The organism is Buttiauxella gaviniae ATCC 51604 (assembly GCF_001654835.1).
GTDB lineage: Bacteria > Pseudomonadota > Gammaproteobacteria > Enterobacterales > Enterobacteriaceae > Buttiauxella > Buttiauxella gaviniae.
The window spans coordinates 440,397-460,043 of the sequence record NZ_LXEP01000031.1; the positions used below are offsets into that span (position 1 = coordinate 440,397).

At 50.0% G+C, this 19,647-nt stretch carries 16 protein-coding genes; 6 read left to right on the plus strand and 10 right to left on the minus strand.

Translation table 11 applies throughout. From position 1 onward, the window contains the following. The first annotated feature begins 15 nt into the window (after positions 1-15). From ldtD to M977_RS17840, 3 genes are all read left to right on the plus strand, one after another. The gene (ldtD, locus tag M977_RS17830; protein WP_064517550.1) at positions 16-1,896 is read left to right on the plus strand and encodes a L,D-transpeptidase; all 1,881 of its coding nucleotides are present in this window, start codon (positions 16-18) and stop codon (positions 1,894-1,896) included. A 182-nt stretch (positions 1,897-2,078) separates the two neighbouring features. After that, the gene (gene mepK / locus M977_RS17835) at positions 2,079-2,627 is read left to right on the plus strand and encodes a peptidoglycan L,D-endopeptidase MepK (protein ID WP_064517688.1); all 549 of its coding nucleotides are present in this window, start codon (positions 2,079-2,081) and stop codon (positions 2,625-2,627) included. A 40-nt stretch (positions 2,628-2,667) separates the two neighbouring features. Continuing rightward, positions 2,668-3,315: an MBL fold metallo-hydrolase gene (locus tag M977_RS17840; RefSeq protein ID WP_064517553.1), complete on the plus strand. Its 648-nt coding sequence runs from the start codon at positions 2,668-2,670 to the stop codon at positions 3,313-3,315. 59 nt (positions 3,316-3,374) lie between these two features. Here M977_RS17840 and M977_RS17845 read toward each other — a convergent pair whose 3' ends face one another. The 4 genes from M977_RS17845 to pncB all read right to left on the minus strand — a co-directional run bounded on the left by M977_RS17845 (position 3,375) and on the right by pncB (position 9,198). Further along, complete coding sequence (locus M977_RS17845; protein WP_064517556.1) at positions 3,375-4,565, minus strand: amino acid aminotransferase; 1,191 nt, start codon at positions 4,563-4,565, stop codon at positions 3,375-3,377. A gap of 188 nt (positions 4,566-4,753) precedes the next feature. Beyond that, on the minus strand, positions 4,754-5,824 hold the full coding sequence (gene ompF, locus M977_RS17850) for a porin OmpF (RefSeq protein WP_064517558.1): 1,071 nt from the start codon (positions 5,822-5,824) through the stop codon (positions 4,754-4,756). Between the two features lie 595 nt (positions 5,825-6,419). Continuing rightward, positions 6,420-7,820, minus strand: coding sequence for an asparagine--tRNA ligase (asnS, locus tag M977_RS17855; protein ID WP_064517561.1), 1,401 nt, complete (start codon positions 7,818-7,820; stop codon positions 6,420-6,422). 175 nt (positions 7,821-7,995) lie between these two features. After that, on the minus strand, positions 7,996-9,198 hold the full coding sequence (pncB, locus tag M977_RS17860) for a nicotinate phosphoribosyltransferase (protein WP_064517690.1): 1,203 nt from the start codon (positions 9,196-9,198) through the stop codon (positions 7,996-7,998). Between the two features lie 268 nt (positions 9,199-9,466). Here pncB and pepN point away from each other — a divergent pair, with 268 nt between their 5' ends. Further along, positions 9,467-12,079 carry an aminopeptidase N gene (pepN, locus tag M977_RS17865; protein ID WP_064517564.1) on the plus strand — a complete coding sequence of 871 codons (2,613 nt, stop codon included), beginning with the start codon at positions 9,467-9,469 and terminating at the stop codon, positions 12,077-12,079. A 92-nt stretch (positions 12,080-12,171) separates the two neighbouring features. Here the strand turns inward: pepN and ssuB are convergent, their stop codons facing one another. The 5 genes from ssuB to ssuE form a co-directional block, all read right to left on the minus strand. After that, positions 12,172-12,945: an aliphatic sulfonates ABC transporter ATP-binding protein gene (gene ssuB / locus M977_RS17870; protein ID WP_064517568.1), complete on the minus strand. Its 774-nt coding sequence runs from the start codon at positions 12,943-12,945 to the stop codon at positions 12,172-12,174. Further along, the gene (gene ssuC, locus M977_RS17875; protein WP_064517571.1) at positions 12,942-13,733 is read right to left on the minus strand and encodes an aliphatic sulfonate ABC transporter permease SsuC; all 792 of its coding nucleotides are present in this window, start codon (positions 13,731-13,733) and stop codon (positions 12,942-12,944) included. The genes ssuB and ssuC overlap by 4 nt, the downstream gene beginning before the upstream one ends. Before the next feature lie 10 nt (positions 13,734-13,743). Then, a complete protein-coding gene (gene ssuD / locus M977_RS17880; RefSeq protein WP_064517574.1) occupies positions 13,744-14,889 on the minus strand; it encodes an FMNH2-dependent alkanesulfonate monooxygenase in 1,146 nt (381 codons plus the stop codon). A 146-nt stretch (positions 14,890-15,035) separates the two neighbouring features. Next, positions 15,036-15,986: a sulfonate ABC transporter substrate-binding protein gene (locus tag M977_RS17885; protein WP_064517577.1), complete on the minus strand. Its 951-nt coding sequence runs from the start codon at positions 15,984-15,986 to the stop codon at positions 15,036-15,038. Beyond that, positions 15,979-16,554 (minus strand): NADPH-dependent FMN reductase, encoded by a 576-nt coding sequence (ssuE, locus tag M977_RS17890; RefSeq protein ID WP_064517580.1) that lies wholly within the window; start codon positions 16,552-16,554, stop codon positions 15,979-15,981. The genes M977_RS17885 and ssuE overlap by 8 nt, the downstream gene beginning before the upstream one ends. Positions 16,555-16,802: 248 nt before the next feature. Between ssuE and pyrD the strand changes: the two genes are divergently transcribed. Together pyrD and zapC are read left to right on the plus strand one after the other, a co-directional pair. After that, positions 16,803-17,813 (plus strand): quinone-dependent dihydroorotate dehydrogenase, encoded by a 1,011-nt coding sequence (gene pyrD, locus M977_RS17895; protein WP_064517583.1) that lies wholly within the window; start codon positions 16,803-16,805, stop codon positions 17,811-17,813. Positions 17,814-17,986: 173 nt separating this feature from the next. Then, positions 17,987-18,529 (plus strand): cell division protein ZapC, encoded by a 543-nt coding sequence (gene zapC, locus M977_RS17900; protein WP_064517585.1) that lies wholly within the window; start codon positions 17,987-17,989, stop codon positions 18,527-18,529. Here zapC and M977_RS17905 read toward each other — a convergent pair. After that, complete coding sequence (locus tag M977_RS17905) at positions 18,526-19,638, minus strand: YcbX family protein (protein ID WP_064517587.1); 1,113 nt, start codon at positions 19,636-19,638, stop codon at positions 18,526-18,528. The genes zapC and M977_RS17905 overlap by 4 nt on opposite strands. Between the last annotated feature and the right edge of the window lie 9 nt (positions 19,639-19,647).

Sequence of the window (19,647 nt, forward strand, 5' to 3'; positions counted from 1 at the left end):
AACAGGGGGCAAGGGATGTTGCTAACAAAATTGCACGGTTTTAAGCTGTCAGCGCTCGGTTACGGGCTGGCACTGAGTTTCGCTCCACTGTTTATGGCGCAGGCCGATGAGCCAGCGGTCGTTCCTTCTGACAGCTCTGCTGTGAGCATTGAACCTACCAGCTCGCCAGACCAACCATTACCGCAATCTGCTGCTACCGCTACCATGGTGGGAGTGTTGCCGCTAAATTCTACCGGCATGTCTGCCGCACAAAGCCGTTCTCAGCTCGTGGCGCATTTACCTGCGGGCTACACCCCGGTTTATCTAAATGCGTTGTCTGCATTTTACGCTGCCCGCGAGATGAAACCGATGTGGGAGAATCGCGATGCCGTGAAGGCCTTCCAGCAGCAACTTGCCGAAGTTGCCATTTCTGGCATCCAACCACAGTTTACTACTTGGGTAGAACTGCTTACCGATCCGTCTGTCACGGGGTTATCGCGCGATATTGTATTGTCTGATGCGATGATGGGTTATTTGCAATTTGTTTATGGCATTCCGACGGAAGGCAATCGCTGGTTGTACAGCGCTAAGCCTTACAAGCTGCAAACCCCGCCTATCTCGGTAATTAACCAATGGCAAGTGGCGGTAGATCAAGGGACGCTAGTCAGTTTTGTTGAAACGCTAGCCCCTCAGCATCCGCAATACGCCAAGCTGCACCAGTCGTTGGTGCACTTACTCACTGACTCGCGCCCATGGCCTCAATTGACCAGCGCTGAAACTCTGCGTCCCGGCCAGTGGAGCAATGATGTTCCAGCGCTACGGGAAATACTCGCGCGTACTGGCATGTTGCAGGCCGAACCTTCGATTCCCCTTCCTGAGCGCGACAGTGCTTCTAAGAATGCGGTTGCCGTTAGCCCGTCAGCTATTCAGATAGACGGCGAGCAAACCACGCAACAGACGCCAGATGCAGTGGCTGGGAAGAAAAAGAAATCAACTCCAGCGGTACGAAGTGCCTACAGCAAAGAGCTGGTTGAAGGTGTAAAACGTTTCCAGAAGTGGCAAGGCTTGGGTGTTGATGGCTCAATCGGGCAATTAACACGCGACTGGCTGAACGTCACACCGCAACAACGTGCGTCGCTGGTGGCGTTAAATATTCAACGTTTGCGCTTACTTCCGAAGAAACTCGATACTGGCATTATGGTCAATATTCCTAACTATTCGTTGAGCTATTACCTTAACGGTAGTGAAGTATTGGCTTCGCGGGTGATTGTTGGGCGACCTGATCGCAAAACGCCAATGATGAGCAGTGCGCTTAATAATGTGGTCGTTAACCCGCCGTGGAATGTTCCACCAACACTTGCACGCAACGATATTTTGCCCAAAGTGCGCCAGGACCCAGGCTATCTCGACCGTCATGGTTACAGTGTGCTTCGCGGTTGGAGTAATAATGCAGAAGCAATCGACCCATGGCATGTTGATTGGGAAACTATTACTGCCAGCAACTTGCCTTTCCGCTTCCAGCAAAAACCTGGGGTACAGAACTCGTTAGGGCGTTACAAGTTTAATATGCCGAGTTCTGATGCTATCTATTTGCATGATACGCCAAACCACACCTTGTTCCAGAAAGATGCGCGAGCGTTGAGTTCAGGTTGTGTACGAGTCAACAAAGCCTCTGAGCTGGCAAGCATGTTGTTGCAAGACGCAGGATGGAACGATGCCCGGATTTCAAGTCAACTGAAAGATGGCAATACTAAATACGTGAATATTCGTCAAACCATCCCGGTGAGTCTCTATTACCTGACTGCTTTTGTTGGTGACGACGGACGCACACAGTTCCGTACAGATATTTACAATTATGATCTCACCGCGCGATCAGGCGCACAAATCCTTTCAAAAGCTGAACTATTAATACGCTAAATGCAGTAATTCTAATGAATTAGCGGTCGTAATAATTGCTTAGCCCTTCCGGGTCCTCTACAGGGCCCGGTTTTACTGGGTTTTGCACGCCTTGACTCGCTTTGTTTTGGCGGTTAAGGTGCCCAGCAGTGCGCCCAAAGTGCATATTATTCGATCGTTTTTTACCTGTAGACCTGGACATCATGGACAAATTTGACGCAAACCGCCGCAAGCTGCTGGCGTTGGGTGGCGTGGCTTTAGGCGCCTCGCTGTTACCAACACAAGCGTTTGCCATGCTATCAACACCGCGCCCACGCATTCTGACTCTTAATAACCTGCATACCGGGGAGTCATTGAAGGCTGAATTTTTCGATGGTAAAGGCTATATTCAGGATGAATTAGCAAGGCTTAATCATTTCTTCCGTGATTATCGCGCAAACAAAATCAAATCCATCGACCCTAAATTATTTGACCAGCTTTATCGCCTGCAAGGTTTGTTAGGAACCAACAAACCGGTGCAACTGGTATCTGGTTATCGCTCCCTGGACACGAACAATGAGTTACGTGCCCACAGCCGAGGTGTAGCTAAAAAGAGCTATCACACCAAAGGCCAAGCAATGGATTTTCATATTGAAGGGATTTCGTTAAGCAATGTTCGCAAAGCAGCATTATCTATGCGCGCTGGTGGTGTAGGATACTACCCAAGCAGCAACTTTGTGCATATTGATACCGGGCCACTAAGGAACTGGTAAAACAACGGAATCCGGCGAGTGTTGCCGGTATTGGAGCGTCATGAACTATCACATTATTCCGGTCACCGCATTCGCCCAAAACTGTTCTCTGATTTGGTGCGAAGAAACTCAGCAGGCAGCATTGGTTGATCCAGGCGGTGAAGCCGAAAAGATCAAACAGCAAGTTACTGCGAAAGGCGTGACAATTACGCAGATCCTGTTAACTCATGGCCATCTTGATCATGTTGGAGCCGCTGCTGAACTGGCTGAGCATTATGGTGTTCCTGTGGTTGGGCCGGAAAAAGAAGACGAATTCTGGTTGCAGGGTTTGCCGGCACAAAGCCAAATGTTTGGCCTCGAAGAGTGTTTGCCGCTGACGCCAGATCGCTGGCTGAACGAAGGCGACACGGTGTCGGTAGGGAATGTGTCCCTCCAGGTTCTGCATTGCCCGGGCCATACACCTGGCCACGTTGTTTTCTTTGATGCTCAATCCCAGTTACTGATTTCCGGTGATGTGATTTTCAAAGGTGGAGTGGGGCGTAGCGATTTCCCGCAGGGCAATCATGCAGCACTCATCGACTCAATTAAACGTAAGCTATTGCCACTGGGCGATGATGTGACGTTTATTCCCGGTCATGGGCCATTATCGACACTCGGTTACGAACGCCTGCACAACCCCTTCTTGCAAGACGAATTACCTGTCTGGTAAATCAGGCCGGAGAAATAGAAAGAGCCGCATTGCGCGGCTCTTTTTTTATCTATTCTGGCTTACAGCACAGCGACAATCGCTTCGCACAGTGGCGCCATGTTGTCTGGCGTCATACCTGCTACGTTTACTCGGCCGGATGCTACTGCATACACACCAAACTCTTCACGTAAACGCAGTACCTGCTCTTTAGTCAGGCCGCTGAACGAGAACATGCCGTTCTGGTTGATGATGAAGCTGAAGTCGCGATTAGCGCCTTTCTCTTGCAGGGTATTTACAAACAGGTGACGCATACGCTGAATACGCTGGCGCATGTCGGACAGCTCTTGTTCCCAAAGTGTACGCAGGGCATCGTTGCTAAGAATCGTTGCTACAACCGATGCACCGTGAGCTGGTGGGTTAGAGTAGTTCGCACGAATTACAGATTTCATCTGGCTGAATGCACGGTCAACGGTATCTGCATCAGCAGCAACCAGCGTACAGGCACCTACACGCTCATTGTAGAGGCCGAAGTTCTTAGAGTAGGAACTCGCCACAATCAGCTCTTGATGGCTTGCTGCGAAGATACGCAGGCCTTCTGCATCTTCTTCCAGACCACGGGCAAAGCCCTGGTATGCAAAGTCAAACAGCGGTAACCATCCTTTGGCCAGAGACATCTCTGCCAGGACTTTCCATTGCTCAGCTGTTGGGTCGATACCGGTCGGGTTATGGCAGCAACCGTGGAACAAAACTACGTCGCCCGCTTGTGCAGCTTGCAGGCTGTTGACCAGGCCATCGAAATTCAGAGAGTGGTTCTGTGCATCGTAATAATCATACTCGCACACTTCCAGGCCGGCGGAGTTAAAGACGCTTTTGTGGTTCGGCCAGCTTGGGTTGCTCACCCACACACGTTTGGTTGTGGTGTTTTTAGCGAGGAAGTCAGCGGCAACACGCAGCGCGCCAGTACCACCAGGGGTTTGTGCCGTACGAGCGCGCTTGTTAGCACTCAGAGCATTGTTTTTCCCGAACAGCAATTCCTGGGTGCAGCTACCAAACTCTGGAATACCGTCGATGCCGAGGTAGTTCTTGGTGTTCTCATTTTCCAGCAGATACTGCTCCGCCTTCTTAACACAGGTTAAAACCGGAGTTTTACCCGTTTCATCCTTATAAACACCAATGCCGAGGTTAATTTTTGTCGGACGGTCATCGGCGCGAAACAGATCGGCCAAACCAAGAATTGGATCAGCTGGAGCAGCGGTAATGTTCTCAAACATGACGGGTTTCCATTGTGATATCGAGGGAGTAACGCTCTCAGGTTAACTGCTGTTTTAGCAAATGCCAACCGTTTGCAACAAAAAGAAACAGCCCCCGTCACAAGATAAGTTTTTCTACTTTTCAGGCATAAAAAAACAGGGCCGAAGCCCTGTTTTTAAATCATCCTTGCAACAAATTTGCCGGATAATTAGAACTGGTAAACGATACCAACTGCTGCGGTGTTGTCAGAAGCTACACCCAGTTTATTGTTGTCATCGATCTGATTGATGATGTAATCAACATAGGTAGACATGTTTTTGTTGAAGTAGTAAGTAGCGCCAACTTCAATGTAGTTGATGTAAGTTTCGCTACCGATACCTTCAACATCTTTCGCTTTTGATTTGTAGTAAGCGACGGATGGACGCAGACCGAAATCGAACTGGTACTGTGCTACAACAGAGAAGTCCTGAGTTTTGTTAGCAAAACCGTCAGTGATACGGGTTGCGTTACGGGTTTCACCGTAAAGTGCTGCCAGGTAGATGTTGTTCGCATCGTATTTCAGACCAGTTGCCCACTGCTCAGCGGTAGAACCTTTACCACGAGCCAGTGCTTCCTGTGCGTTGGTACGGTCTGCTGCGCCGTAACCACCAACAATGCCGAAGCCTTCGAAGTCATAGCTCAGAGAAGTCGCCCAACCGTCACCGTTTGAACGGCTTGCATCGGTACGCTCATTTTTGCCCAAGTACTGAACACCGAAGTTCAGACCGTCAACCAGACCGAAGAAGTCGCTGTTACGGTATGTAGCCAGACCGCCGTTACGACCAGAGAAGAAGTTGTCGCTGTTGCCGGTATCACCACCGAACTCTGGCAGCATATCGGTAACACCGATTGCGTCATAAACCAGACCGTAGTTACGACCGTAGTCGAAAGAGCCTGCATCGCCGAATTTCAGACCAGCGAAGGCCAGACGGGTTTTGTTGCCTGCCTGAGCGTCAGCACCTTCAGAGTTGTTACCCTGGAAGTTGTATTCCCATTGGCCGAAACCGGTCAGTTGGTCGTTGATTTTGGTTTCGCCTTTGAAGCCAAGACGTGCGTAGGTTTTGTCGCCGTTGCCGCCGTAGCTATTATCACCGTTGTTTTTGGAGAAATAATGCAGGCCTACCGCTTTACCGTATAAATCAACTTTGTTGCCGTCTTTGTTATAGATTTCTGCAGCGTTAGCTGCACCGGCTACCAGCAGAGCAGGGATTACCACTGCCAGAATATTGCGCTTCATCATTATTTATTACCCTCATTAGGTTTTTTTGTAACACCTGCCACTGCCGTCAATAATTCTATACGGAACTATTGATGAGAGTTTGGTGTCTTTCTGTATCTGTCAGGCATCTTTCCATCCATGAAACCGTTTCGCTAGTCTGAAAGTGCTACAAACATCGAGAGTGAGTTACAATAAGAAACTATGTGTAACTAAATGTGTATTTCATGGAACTTTGTGAACTAACTCAAACTTCTTAGCCGCTTCGTATGAAATTCGACCTCTCCATTCCTATATATATGAATTACTTATGTTTAATCCGTATAAGGAGAAACTTAGTGAATTCTTCGCTTACATTTGCACATTTCTCGAGTGTTTTTTGGATGTCCAGACGCCTGTGTAAATTTTGGCCGAATGTGCTAAGTCAAACATCAGACTGAGGATGCAAGCGGAAAGTAAGGTTATTTTGTGTTTGTCTGTTTCATGGACACAATTGATAACGGGCAAGTTGCAGGAAGGGGTTGAAATTGACGTTTGTTTAACTTTCGTTGAAGAAAAAAGACGTTTGTACGACAGGCAGAAAAAAGGCCAGCAATGCTGGCCTTAGAAAAACGACTACTTAGAAGCTTGCGTTACGCGGTGTACGTGGGAATGGAATCACGTCACGAACGTTCTGAACACCGGTTACATAGGCAATCAGGCGCTCAAAACCAAGACCGAAGCCCGAATGTGGAACGGTGCCGTAACGACGCAGGTCGCGGTACCACCAGTAGTCTTCTTTATTCAGACCCATCTCAGCCATGCGCGCATCCAGCACATCCAGACGCTCTTCACGCTGAGAACCACCGATGATCTCACCAATGCCCGGAGCTAATACGTCCATTGCGGCAACGGTTTTACCGTCTTCGTTAAGGCGCATATAGAACGCTTTAATATCTTTCGGGTAGTTTTTCACAACTACTGGCGCTTTGAAGTGTTGTTCAGCAAGGTAACGTTCATGCTCGGAAGAAAGGTCAACACCCCAGTAAACTGGGTTTTCGAATTTCTGGCCACAATTCTCGAGAATTGTAACAGCGTCGGTGTAATCAACCTGGGCAAAGTCAGCATCGATGAAACGCTGTAAACGTTCTACTGCATCTTTGTCAACGCGCTCTGCGAAGAACTCCATGTCATCCATGCGCTCATCAAGCACCGCTTTGAAGACATATTTCAGCATGGCTTCAGCCAGACCTGCTACGTCGTCCAGATTTGCGAAAGCGACTTCCGGTTCTAACATCCAGAACTCAGCCAGGTGACGGCTGGTGTTAGAGTTTTCAGCACGGAAGGTTGGGCCGAAGGTATAAACCTTGGACAACGCGCACGCATAGGTTTCACCGTTCAACTGACCCGATACGGTCAGGAACGCTTCTTTACCAAAGAAGTCTTTATCGAAATCGACTTTGCCTGCGTCAGTGCGTGGCAGGTTTTCCATATCCAGCGTAGACACGCGGAACATCTCGCCTGCGCCTTCGGTGTCTGAGGCAGTAATCAGTGGTGTAGAAACCCAAAAATATCCTTGCTCATGGAAGAAGCGATGCAGCGCCTGGGCCAGAGTATGACGAACGCGTGCAACAGCACCGATCATGTTGGTACGCGGACGCAAATGGGCAACTTCACGCAGATACTCAATACTGTGGCGTTTTGCCGCCATCGGGTATGTATCAGGATCGTCAACCCAACCGGTCACTTCAACTTCAGTTGCCTGAATTTCAAAGCTCTGACCCTGACCGAGAGACTCTACAACTTTACCTGTGACAACGACTGAACAGCCAGTGGTCAGGCGCAGTACGTCTTCATTGTAATTAGGCAGAGTATTATTAATGACGGCCTGTACAGGAGAGAAGCAGGAACCGTCATAGACGGCAAGGAAGGAGATACCAGCTTTTGAATCTCTACGAGTACGCACCCATCCGCGCACGGTGACTTCTTGGTCAACGGCTACACGGCCCTGGAGTACGTCGGCTACAGGCACAACGCTCATATTTTTCTCTCTATTAAATAGTCAGTGGCAAAAAATAATTACCCACAAACGGGGGGTTATCTATGTTACCTGTAGCGAGCCTACAGACAAGCAGAAAAATCAAAGGAGATGAAGAAATACAATAAAGAAAGGAACCCATAAACAAGTTGAATATTGTTTATGGGTTTTATCAGGACTAACTGGCTTTCTTAACCTGTGGCAAATCGAAGGCTTTACGCAATGCGCGGACGAACGCTTTATCATGGCAAATCGTTTTGCCCGGGCTGTCAGAAAGTTTCGCCACCGGCTTGCCGTTACACTCCACCAGCTTGATAACAATATTCAGCGGCTTCACCTGTGGAATATCGCAGGTCAGGCGAGTACCGATACCAAAACTTAAATTGATGCGCGCATCGAAGTGGCGATACAACTCAATAGCTTTTGGCAAATCCAAATTATCAGAGAACACCAATACTTTGGTTTTAGGATCGATACCCAGTTTCTGATAATGAGCGATAGCTTTTTCGCCCCATTCGACCGGATCCCCGGAGTCGTGGCGCAATCCCTGGTACTGGCTGGCAAACGAGAGGTCAAAGTCGCGCAAGAAGGCATCCATAGTGATGCAATCCGTTAATGCGATACCGAGTTTGTCAGGGTACTCGTCAAGCCATGCCTGAAGTGCTGCACGTTGACTGTTCGCCAGCGTCGGGCTTATTTGCTGATGTGCCTGGAACCACTCATGTGCCTGAGTACCCATTGGGGTTAAATCCAGGCGGTGAGCCAGATCGTAATTGCTGGTGCCCACAAACCACGCTTCTTGTTGCAGACGGCTGACGATAGCCTCCTGCACTTCACGCGAGAAGCGGCGGCGGGTCCCAAAATCCATCAGACGGAATGTGGAAAGGTCGATATCCGCTGTCAGTTCTTTGAATTGAACCAGCTTACTTTCCAGACTCTCCAGCGCCATTTGCGGCGTGACGCCAGGTGAACGGTGTTGATGCACCACCTCACTGATCACGGCCAGCAGCGGCACTTCCCACATAATCACTTCCAGCCAGGTGCCGGTCAGACGAATGTCTAAATGACCATTGTTATTGCGGATATGGACTGTCGAGGGGTCGTAGCGAAAAGTACGCAGCCACGCAAGATAATCTGCTTTAAAGAACGGCAGACTTTCCAGGAAGGTAAATTCCTCGTCGCTCAGCGCGAGGTGCTGCATTAAATCAACCTGTTCACGGATGTCATCTGCATAAATGCCCAGCAGATCGTCACCGCGGCAACGGAACTCGGCCGCGACGCTCACGTCGTGATAACGGTGGAAAACCGCCTGCTGCATATGAAGCTTATAGGCGTCAGTATCCAGAAGCGTTTGCAAAATCGGGGAAGCGTATCGTGTCATGGCGCGTTGCAGCATCCTCTCACAGGAGCGTTTCCATCAAGGGCTAAGCAGATAAAAGACGCAGGAGTATACCCTGATTATCTGTTTATTAAACCTGGATCACAACATACGCTGGGAATCTGGTCGATGGCGATTCGTGCCACTTGTTATATATATGTAGCAATTCGAGTGAATTGCCCAGAAAAGTTGAAGATTCTGCATAGCAACATTCAGGCAACAGGGTATAGACTGAACACCGCAAACTTACGGATGATGTATAAGGTTTTTTATGACACAACAGCCACAAGCCAAATACCGCCACGACTACCGTGCGCCGGATTACACGATTACCGATATCGATTTGACCTTTGACCTTGATGCCACAAAAACCCTGGTCACTGCCATTAGCCAGATTACCCGCCAGGGCGCCGCTGGTGCGCCGCTGCGTCTTGATGGTGAAGATCTGACGCTGGTTTCAATTGATGTCAATGGTGCTACCTGGGACGATTATCGCCAGGAAGAGGGCGCATTGATTCTTGAATCGCTGCCAGAAGCCTTCACGCTGACCATCGTTAATGAAATCAGCCCGGCAACTAATACCGCGCTCGAAGGGCTTTATCTTTCAGGCGATGCGCTTTGCACTCAGTGTGAAGCTGAAGGTTTCCGCCACATTACCTGGTATCTCGACCGACCAGACGTTCTGGCACGTTTCACCACCAAAATCATTGCCGATAAATCCAAATATCCTTTCCTTTTATCTAACGGCAACCGCATTGCCGAAGGTGAACTGGATAACGGCCGCCATTGGGTTCAGTGGCAAGATCCATTCCCGAAACCGTGCTACCTGTTTGCGCTGGTGGCGGGTGATTTCGATGTATTACGTGATTCCTTTAAAACGCGTTCTGGCCGCGATGTCGCGCTGGAGTTGTTCGTCGATCGCGGCAATCTCGACCGTGCAAGCTGGGCGATGACCTCGCTCAAAGCATCGATGAAATGGGATGAAACCCGTTTCGGTCTCGAATACGACCTCGACATCTATATGATTGTTGCTGTCGACTTCTTCAATATGGGCGCAATGGAGAACAAAGGGCTTAACGTCTTTAACTCCAAATATGTGCTGGCACGTGCTGAAACGGCGACCGATAAAGACTACCTCGATATCGAACGTGTTATTGGCCACGAATACTTCCATAACTGGACCGGCAACCGCGTGACCTGCCGCGACTGGTTCCAGCTAAGCCTGAAAGAAGGGCTGACTGTTTTCCGCGATCAAGAATTTAGTTCTGACCTTGGTTCACGTGCAGTAAACCGCATTCAGAATGTGCGCACCATGCGTGCTGCGCAGTTTGCTGAAGACGCAAGCCCGATGGCGCATCCGATTCGCCCGGACAAAGTCATTGAAATGAACAATTTCTACACACTGACGGTGTACGAGAAGGGTTCAGAAGTTATCCGTATGCTGCACACCTTGCTGGGTGAAGAGAACTTCCAGAAAGGGATGCTGCTGTATTTTGAACGCCATGATGGCAGCGCAGCAACCTGTGATGATTTCGTGCAGGCGATGGAAGATGCGTCGAACGTTGACCTATCGCACTTCCGCCGTTGGTACAGCCAGGCCGGTACGCCAGTAGTCACCGTGCATGATGATTACGACCCGGAAAACGAGCTGTATACACTGACCATCAACCAGACTACGCCGCCAACTGCTGAGCAGCAGGAAAAGCACCCGTTACATATTCCGTTCGACATTGAACTGTATGACAACGAAGGCAAAGTGATTCCGTTGCAGAAAAATGGTCACCCGATTCACCATGTGCTGAATGTGACTCAGGCAGAGCAGACATTTGTTTTCGATAACGTCTATTTCCAGCCGGTTCCGTCTTTGCTGCGTGAGTTTTCAGCGCCAGTGAAACTGGAATACAAATGGAGCGACCAGCAGCTGACGTTCCTGATGCGCCATGCGCGTAACGATTTCTCTCGTTGGGATGCTGCGCAAAGTCTGCTGGCGACGTACATCAAGCTGAACGTCAATCGTAGCCAACAGGGCCAGCCGTTGTCGCTGCCGCTGCATGTTGCTGATGCGTTCCGTGCGATTTTGCTGGATGAGAAAATCGACCCGGCACTGGCGGCAGAGATTCTGACGCTGCCATCACAGAATGAAATTGCCGAACTGTTCCAGAAAATCGACCCGCAGGCGATTGCCGCCGTGCATGAAGCCTTAACGCGCACGCTGGCAAATGAGCTGGCTGATGAGTTCCTGGCAGTTTATAACGCCAACAAACTTGATGCTTATCGCGTAGAACATGCGGATATCGGCAAACGCGCGCTGCGTAATACTTGCCTGCGTTATCTGGCTTTCGGCGAGAAACAGCTTGCTGAGCAACTGGTGCGTAACCAGTTCGCAAGCGCTGATAACATGACGGACTCTATTGCTGCTTTATCTGCATCGGTTGCGGCGCAATTGCCTTGCCGTGTAGAACTGCTGGCCGCATTTGATGAGAGATGGCATCAGGACGGTCTGGTGATGGATAAATGGTTTGTGTTGCAAGCCACAAGCCCGGCAGTAGACACGTTAAGCAAAGTGCGTGAGTTACTGAACCACCGTTCGTTTAGCATGGGTAACCCGAACCGGGTCCGTTCTCTGATTGGTGCATTTGCTGCGGGCAACCCGGCTGCGTTCCATGCACTGGATGGTAGCGGCTATCAGTTTATGGTGGAAATGCTCAGCGAGCTTAACCACCGTAACCCGCAGGTTGCGTCACGCCTGATTGAGCCGTTGATTCGACTGAAGCGTTACGATGCAAAACGTCAGGAAATGATGCGTGCGGCGCTGGAACAGCTGAAAGGGCTGGAGAATTTGTCAGGCGATCTGTTCGAGAAGATTTCTAAAGCGTTAGCTTAATATCGCTTTTATAAGGTGGATGTCGCTTACCGCTAATCCACCCTACAAAAGTTTGAGTAGGTCGGATTAGCGTAAGCGACATCCGACATAATTTAACCGGTGCGCACCACGCGTGCCGGTTCTTCTATAACCTGCCGTTTCATCACTCGCTCTAACACCTGAGCTTCCAGTTCAGCCAGCCGGACAGAGCCGAGCTTACGGGGACGTGGCAAATCAACCGTCAGATCCAAACCGATCTTTCCTTCTTCAATCAGTAACACTCGATCTGCCATCGCAACGGCTTCGCTAACATCGTGCGTCACCAGCAATACCGTAAAGCCATGTTCCTGCCACAAAGAGACAATCAACTCCTGCATTTCGATACGCGTCAGGGCATCCAGCGCACCCAATGGTTCATCAAGCAATAACAGGCGTGGGCGATGAATTAGCGCTCGAGCCAGCGCCACGCGTTGTTTCTGGCCGCCGGACAGGGCAGCCGGCCATTCGGTAGCGCGATTGGCAAGGCCAACGGCTTCCAGCGCTTTCATTGCCGATTCTTTCCAGTTTCCTTTCAGACCCAGACCGACATTGTTAATCACCGACTTCCACGGTAACAGTCGCGCATCCTGGAACATTAAGCGCGTTTCATCCTGGCTTTCGCGCAGTGGTGCGTTTCCGGCAATCAGCGAACCACCGTTGGCATTTTCCAACCCTGCCAACAAACGCAGCAACGTACTTTTACCGCCGCCACTGCGCCCAACTACTGCAACAAATTGCCCGGCAGGAATATGTAACTCCAGCTCATCAAGAATCGTTTTATTACCGTAGCGTTTGGTCACGCTGTTAAGGAGCAGGGGAGTCCCCTGGTTTAAACGGGCAGTATTCATGCGTTCTCCTCCTGCAACTGATAAGCCGGATGCCAGCGTAACCAGACACGTTCGAGTAATTGCGCGCTGATATCAGCGAGTTTGCCGAGCAGGGCGTAAAGAATAATAGCGACGACGACGACGTCGGTTTGCAAGAACTCACGGGCGTTCATTGCCAGATAACCAATTCCTGAGTTGGCAGAAATAGTCTCGGCCACGATTAAGGTCAGCCACATTAAGCCGAGCGCAAAACGAATACCGACCATAATCGAAGGTAACGCACCGGGCAGAATCACCTGGGCAAACAGGCTAAAGCCTGACAACCCATAGCTGCGGGCCATCTCCAACAAACCCTGGTCGATATTACGGATGCCGTGCCAGGTATTGATGTAAATCGGGAACAGCGTGCCGAGTGCTACCAGGAAAATTTTCGCTGATTCATCAATGCCGAACCACAAAATCACCAGCGGAATCAGTGCCAGGTGCGGAACGTTACGCAGCATCTGAATCGAACTGTCCAGCAGGCGCTCTCCCCAGCGAGACAGGCCGCTTATCAACCCGAGCACTAACCCCAGAGAACCGCCAATGCTAAAACCAATCACCGCACGCCATGAGCTGATAGCCAGGTGCTGCCATAATTCACCGCTGGCTGAGAGGTTCCAGAATGCAATTACCACCCCTTCCGGAGAAGGGAGGATGCGCGACGAAAGCCAGCCTGCGCTCGAAGATAGTTGCCAGATTGCGATAACCGCAACCGGCAAAAACCACGGTGCCAGCCTCAGTAACAGTTTATGCGTTGAAGGGGTCATTGGCTGCTCCTTAGCTTTGCGCCACTTTGCGCGGAATAAAGTCATTGGCTACCACTTCGCCCCTTTCATGAACCAGGCGCGGTTGTGGAATTTGTGGAATCGCGACATCCAGATGCGGGAACAGCAACTCCCCAACACGATAAGCCTCTTCGAGATGCGGGTATCCCGATAGAATAAAGCTGTCGATACCAAGCGCTGCGTATTCGTTGATGCGCTCCGCAACGGTTGGGCCATCACCTACCAATGCAGTACCCGCACCGCCACGCACCAGGCCAACGCCTGCCCATAGATTCGGGCTAATCTCCAGGTTGTCGCGTTTGCCGCCGTGCAACGCCGCCATGCGGTGCTGGCCGACGGAATCGGTACGCGCAAATGCGGCCTGCGCTTTGGCGATAGTTTCATCATCCAGCTGAGAAATCAGGCGATTAGCGGCATCCCACGCTTCTTCGTTGGTTTCACGCACAATCACATGCAAGCGAATGCCGAAACGTACCGTGCGGCCATGAGCTGCGGCTTTCGCACGGACTTGCTCAATTTTCTCTTTCACCAAATGCGGTGGCTCGCCCCAGGTCAGATAGAGATCCACTTGTTCGGCGGCAAGATCCTGCGCTACATCCGATGATCCGCCAAAGTAAAGCGGTGGGCGAGGCTGTTGCACAGGCGGGAATAACAGTTTTGCCCCTTTGACCTGAATATGTTTGCCTTCGTGATCTACCGTTTCGCCTTCCAGCAAACGACGCCAGATATTGGTAAATTCTGCGGAGGCTTCGTAACGCTCTTTATGATTGAGGAACACGCCGTCTGCAGCTAACTCTTCAGGGTCGCTACCAGTAACCAGGTTAAATAAAGCGCGCCCGTTGGAAAGTCGGTCGAGCGTTGCGGCCTGGCGTGCAGCCACGGTTGGCGAGGTCACGCTTGGACGCAGCGCGACCAGAAATTTCAAACGCTGCGTCACGGGAATCATAGATGCGGCAACCAGCCAGGCGTCTTCACAAGAGCGGCCTGTTGGGATGAGTACGCCGGTAAAGCCAAGTCTGTCCGCAGCCTGCGCAATCTGTTGCAGGTACCCGTGGTCAACCGGGCGCGCTGCATCATTGCTGCCTAAGTAGTGGCCATCGCCATGGGTAGGTAGGAACCAGAACATATTTAAACTCATGATTTATTTCCTTAATCCCCTTCATACTTCAAGTTGTCTCTTTGTTGGCTGCGTTCACTCACCCTAATCACTTACTTAAGTAAGCTCATTGGGATGCGTTCTCTTGCCGCCGCGATACAACTCGAATTATTCGGGTATTTCTGTGGTTAGGGTTGCCAGATGCGGGTGCGAATATCGACTTTCTTAGGCACTAAATGGTTGTCATAAAACAGATCTGCGGTTTGCTGCTGTTTTGCCGCAGTCTCGGCGCTGACAGGTGTAATCACCGTTGGGGGGCGGTGATCGAAATAGGTGGCAATCACGTTTTCCGGCAGCCCCATGGTTTTTGCCAGCAGCGCAACGCTTGCATCGCGTTGGCTACGGGTTAACGCATCGGCGTCGCTAAATGTTTTCAGAACGTGTTGCAGGAACGGACCGTTTTGTTCGGCATAAGGGCGTGAAGCAAGATAGAAAGAACCCGTCTGATTCAGCTCGCTGCCGTCGGTTAACACGCGCACGCCACCGTTTAACAAGACTGCAGAATAGTAGGGGTCCCAAATTGCCCAGGCATCAACGTTGCCCTGCTGGAATGCGGCACGCGCATCCGCTGGCGTTAAATAAGCAGGCTGGACATCGGTAAATTTCAGCCCAGCTTTTTGCAGCGCTCGTAGCACCAGGTTGTGGGAGCTGGAACCTTTCTGGAAAGCAATTTTGTGCCCTTTAAGGTCCGCCACGGTTTTTATTGGGCTGTTTTCCGGCACCAGAATCACTTCGGCTTTTGGTTTTGCCGGCTCAGACCCGACATACACCAGATCTGCGCCCGCAGCCTGCGCGAAGATTGGCGGAATATCGCCGGTGCTGCCGAGATCGATGCTGCCGATGTTCAGCGCTTCGAGCATTTGCGGGCCCGCCGGGAATTCAATCCACTGGAATTTTGTGTTTGGATACTCTTTTTCCAGCAGCTGGTGGCTTTTCGCCAGCACCATGCTGACCGAGCCTTTTTGATAACCAATGCGTAGCTGCTCAGGCCCAGTATCAGCCGCATGAAGTGTAGCGCTCAGGCTTAATGTTCCTGCGAGTGCAAGCCACGGAGCGGTTCGTTTCAGAAAGTTAAACATGAGCAACTCCTTGCGTCTTAAAAGGGGAGGAGACAATGAAATCCCGGCGGTGCAGAGCCTGCCAGAAGGTTTCCAGCGAGTTATCGAGGCGTTGTTGTAAGTTGTTGCTGAACACCGGTTTGTGCTGGTAATCCGCAATCTGGCTGTCATCAGCAAACACGCCATGCAGGATTTCCTGAGCTTTTAGCGCATTAAGGACAGGCTTTAATGCGTAATCGACTGCCAGCATGTGCGCCACCGTGCCACCAGTGGCTAAAGGCAGAACGACTTTCTTATCCAGTGCACGTTCAGGCAGCAGGTCGAGCAGCGTTTTCAGAGCGCCAGAAAATGAAGCTTTATAAACAGGTGTTGCGATGATCACGCCATCGGCTTGCTGCAATTGCTCAATGAGCGCTAAAAGAGCCGGACTATCGAAACGTGCGTACAGCAAATCTTCAGGCGCGAAATTCTGTAGATGCCAGTGACACACCTCGATATCCAGAGCGCTCAGTTTTTCGCGGGCATATTCCAGCAGTGCACTAGAACGGGATGGGAAGCGCGGGCTTCCAGCAAGGGTAATCACACGCATATCGTTTCCTTATAACTAATTGTTTGCTTTTAGATAACATTGATAACAATTGACTGTGATATTCGCGCAGAACTCTTATTCCACTAAATGATTTATCTGGAAAAGAATTGCTAAAAAACGCATAACAACAGGGCGTAAGGGAAACGATTGCGCTGATTCAGCCTTTTTTGTCACAGGTCAATTCCATTCAATGACGTTATCGACGATAATACGGCCCCGGTTTGCATACCGGGAATCCAGGAGAGTTCATGTACTACCCCTTCGTTCGTAAAGCCCTATTCAAGCTCGATCCAGAGCGCGCTCATGAAGTGACATTCCAGCAATTGCGTCGTGTATCATGTACACCTCTCGAATGGCTGGTGCGGCAAAATGTGCCGTCGAAACCTGTCACTTGTATGGGATTGACCTTTAAGAACCCATTAGGCCTGGCTGCAGGTCTGGACAAAAATGGTGAGTGCATAGATGCGTTGGGTGCAATGGGCTTTGGCTCCATTGAAATTGGCACTGTAACGCCTCGCCCACAGCCTGGAAATGACAAGCCAAGAATCTTTCGTCTTGTAGAGGCTGAAGGATTAATTAACCGTATGGGTTTCAATAACCACGGTGTTGATAACTTGGTTGAGAATGTCAAAAAATCCCATTTTGATGGGGTTCTTGGCATCAATATTGGTAAGAATAAAGACACTCCAGTTGAACAAGGCAAAGATGACTATTTGATCTGCATGGATAAAATTTATCCGTACGCGGGTTATATAGCGATTAATATTTCATCTCCAAATACCCCTGGATTACGCACGCTGCAATACGGCGATGCGCTGGATGATCTGTTATCTGCAATCAAAAATAAGCAGCAAGCGCTTCAGGAATTGCATCATAAATATGTACCTGTGGCGGTGAAGATCGCGCCGGATCTTTCTGAAGAGGAGTTGATCCAGGTAGCTGATAGTTTGGTACGCCATAATATTGATGGGGTAATTGCGACCAATACGACATTGGATCGCAGCCTGGTTCAGGGCATGAAATATTGCGATGAAATGGGTGGCTTAAGTGGCCGTCCGGTTCAGTTAAAAAGCACAGAAATTATTCGCCGCTTGTCGCAAGAATTAAATGGTCGCTTGCCGATTATTGGCGTTGGCGGTATTGATTCATTGATTGCAGCACGCGAGAAGATGGCAGCGGGTGCCTCTTTAGTACAAATATATTCCGGGTTCATATTTAAAGGCCCACCTCTGATTAAAGAAATTATTTCAGGTTTGTAATCTCTGAATGTTTTACTTTCGGACAACCGGGGCTTTATTTTGAGTCCCGGTTGTTTTATATTCCGTCATTGTTGCTAATTTGAACATATTGGTCTTTTATTAATGTGTTCATTTACGAAGCGGTGATAAGGATATTTCTAATCGCAGGTATATGGGGATAAGGGCAAATAATTATGCGGATTAAACCGGACGATAATTGGCGTTGGTATTATGATGAGGAGCATGATCGTATGATGCTCGATTTAGCCAATGGCATGCTTTTCCGTTCCCGTTTCCCTCGTAAAATGCTAACTCCCGATGCCTTTGAAAATACTGGGTTTTGTGTTGATGATGCAGCTCTATTTTTCTCTTTCGAAGAAAAATGTCGTGATCTCATATTAAGCAAAGAGCAGCGCGCTGAACTGGTATTAAATGCACTCGTAGCGATTCGTTATCTCAAGCCGCAGATGCCAAAAAGCTGGCACTTTCTCTCTCATGGGGAATGCTGGCAGCCAATACCTGGCGATGCAGCCTGTGTGTGGTTAAGTGACGATATGCAGCAGGTGAATCTGCTGGTGGTAGAAACAGGTGATAACGCTGCACTTTGTTTATTAGCGCAGCCAGGCTTGCAACTTGCTGGTCGTACCATGCAGCTCGGTGATGCGATTAAAGTGATGAATGACAGATTAAGGCCGCAACCAACAAGTCTCGCCCTTAACCTTGATCAGGCAGTTTAGTTTCCCGCTAACTCTACATCTCCTGCAGGAATACAACTACAGCAAAGGATTGTGCCATCATCAATGATAGCATTTTTCTTCAACGCTTTGACTTCCCCACTGACTAACTTTATCCGGCAGCTGCCGCAAATCCCGGCCCGACAAGAATAGGGCACGCGAATTCCTTGTTGTTCGAGTTGTTCTAGTAAAATTTGGTGGTTGTTACCGCGAAATTGTTGGCCCTGCCAGTCAATCGCCACCATGCTTTCTTGCTGCTCTAAAGGCTCAAGAGCTTCTTCGGTCACTCCTGCGCCATAAACTTTCGCAGGTTTTGTCGCCAGTACTTCGAGTTCATCACCCACACGAATCACACCGCTATTGCGGGCAATCAGATTTTGGCCGAAATCGACATCACCATTATCCAGTGCGGTCCGGAATTTTTGTAATGTCGCGAGAGGTTCACCGTTCGGGTGTTTTCGGCCACGCTCCGGGCTGACGGTGGTGAAAATACAGCGGCTACAAGGTTTGGCGACATCAAATGTTACGCCGCCAATCCGTACTACTTGCCAGCTATCTTCGTCCCAGGCTTGTGCGCCGGTGACTACAATATTCGGGCGAAATTGTGTCATTTTTACACTCGCCGGGCAGCGATTTTGCAAATCGCGCAGCGATGCTTCATTTGCCAGCAAGAATGGGAAACCGTCGGCAAAAGAGAGTGGTACCTCTTCATGACGTTTAACGCGGCGCGTTAAATTTTCACCCAGCCAGCGCAGTTGTACCGGGCGTGAGAAAAAACCGCTCAGCCATTGGTTGATATCATCGGGAGCAATTTGCGCGGTGAAATGGTTTCCCCAGACTTCCGTTGGCGCGGCCTCAGGCCGGAAATCGCTAAAGCGTATTGTGGCGGAACTGCCGTCTGGCGCGCTCAAAAATAGACCATCGTGAATAATGGCCGGAGTAAATAGCACCATTTGCGGGAACTGGCGTGCGGTAATAAAAGTGCCGTCAGGTTCTGTCACCATAAAGATGCGGTCAAAAGCTAAACCGCTGGTAGTTGCCTGAGCATGGGAGAGCGCAAGGCCGCGCATCGATTTCACCGGGTGAATATAAAGCTGAGATAGGGTGATCATGATACGCAC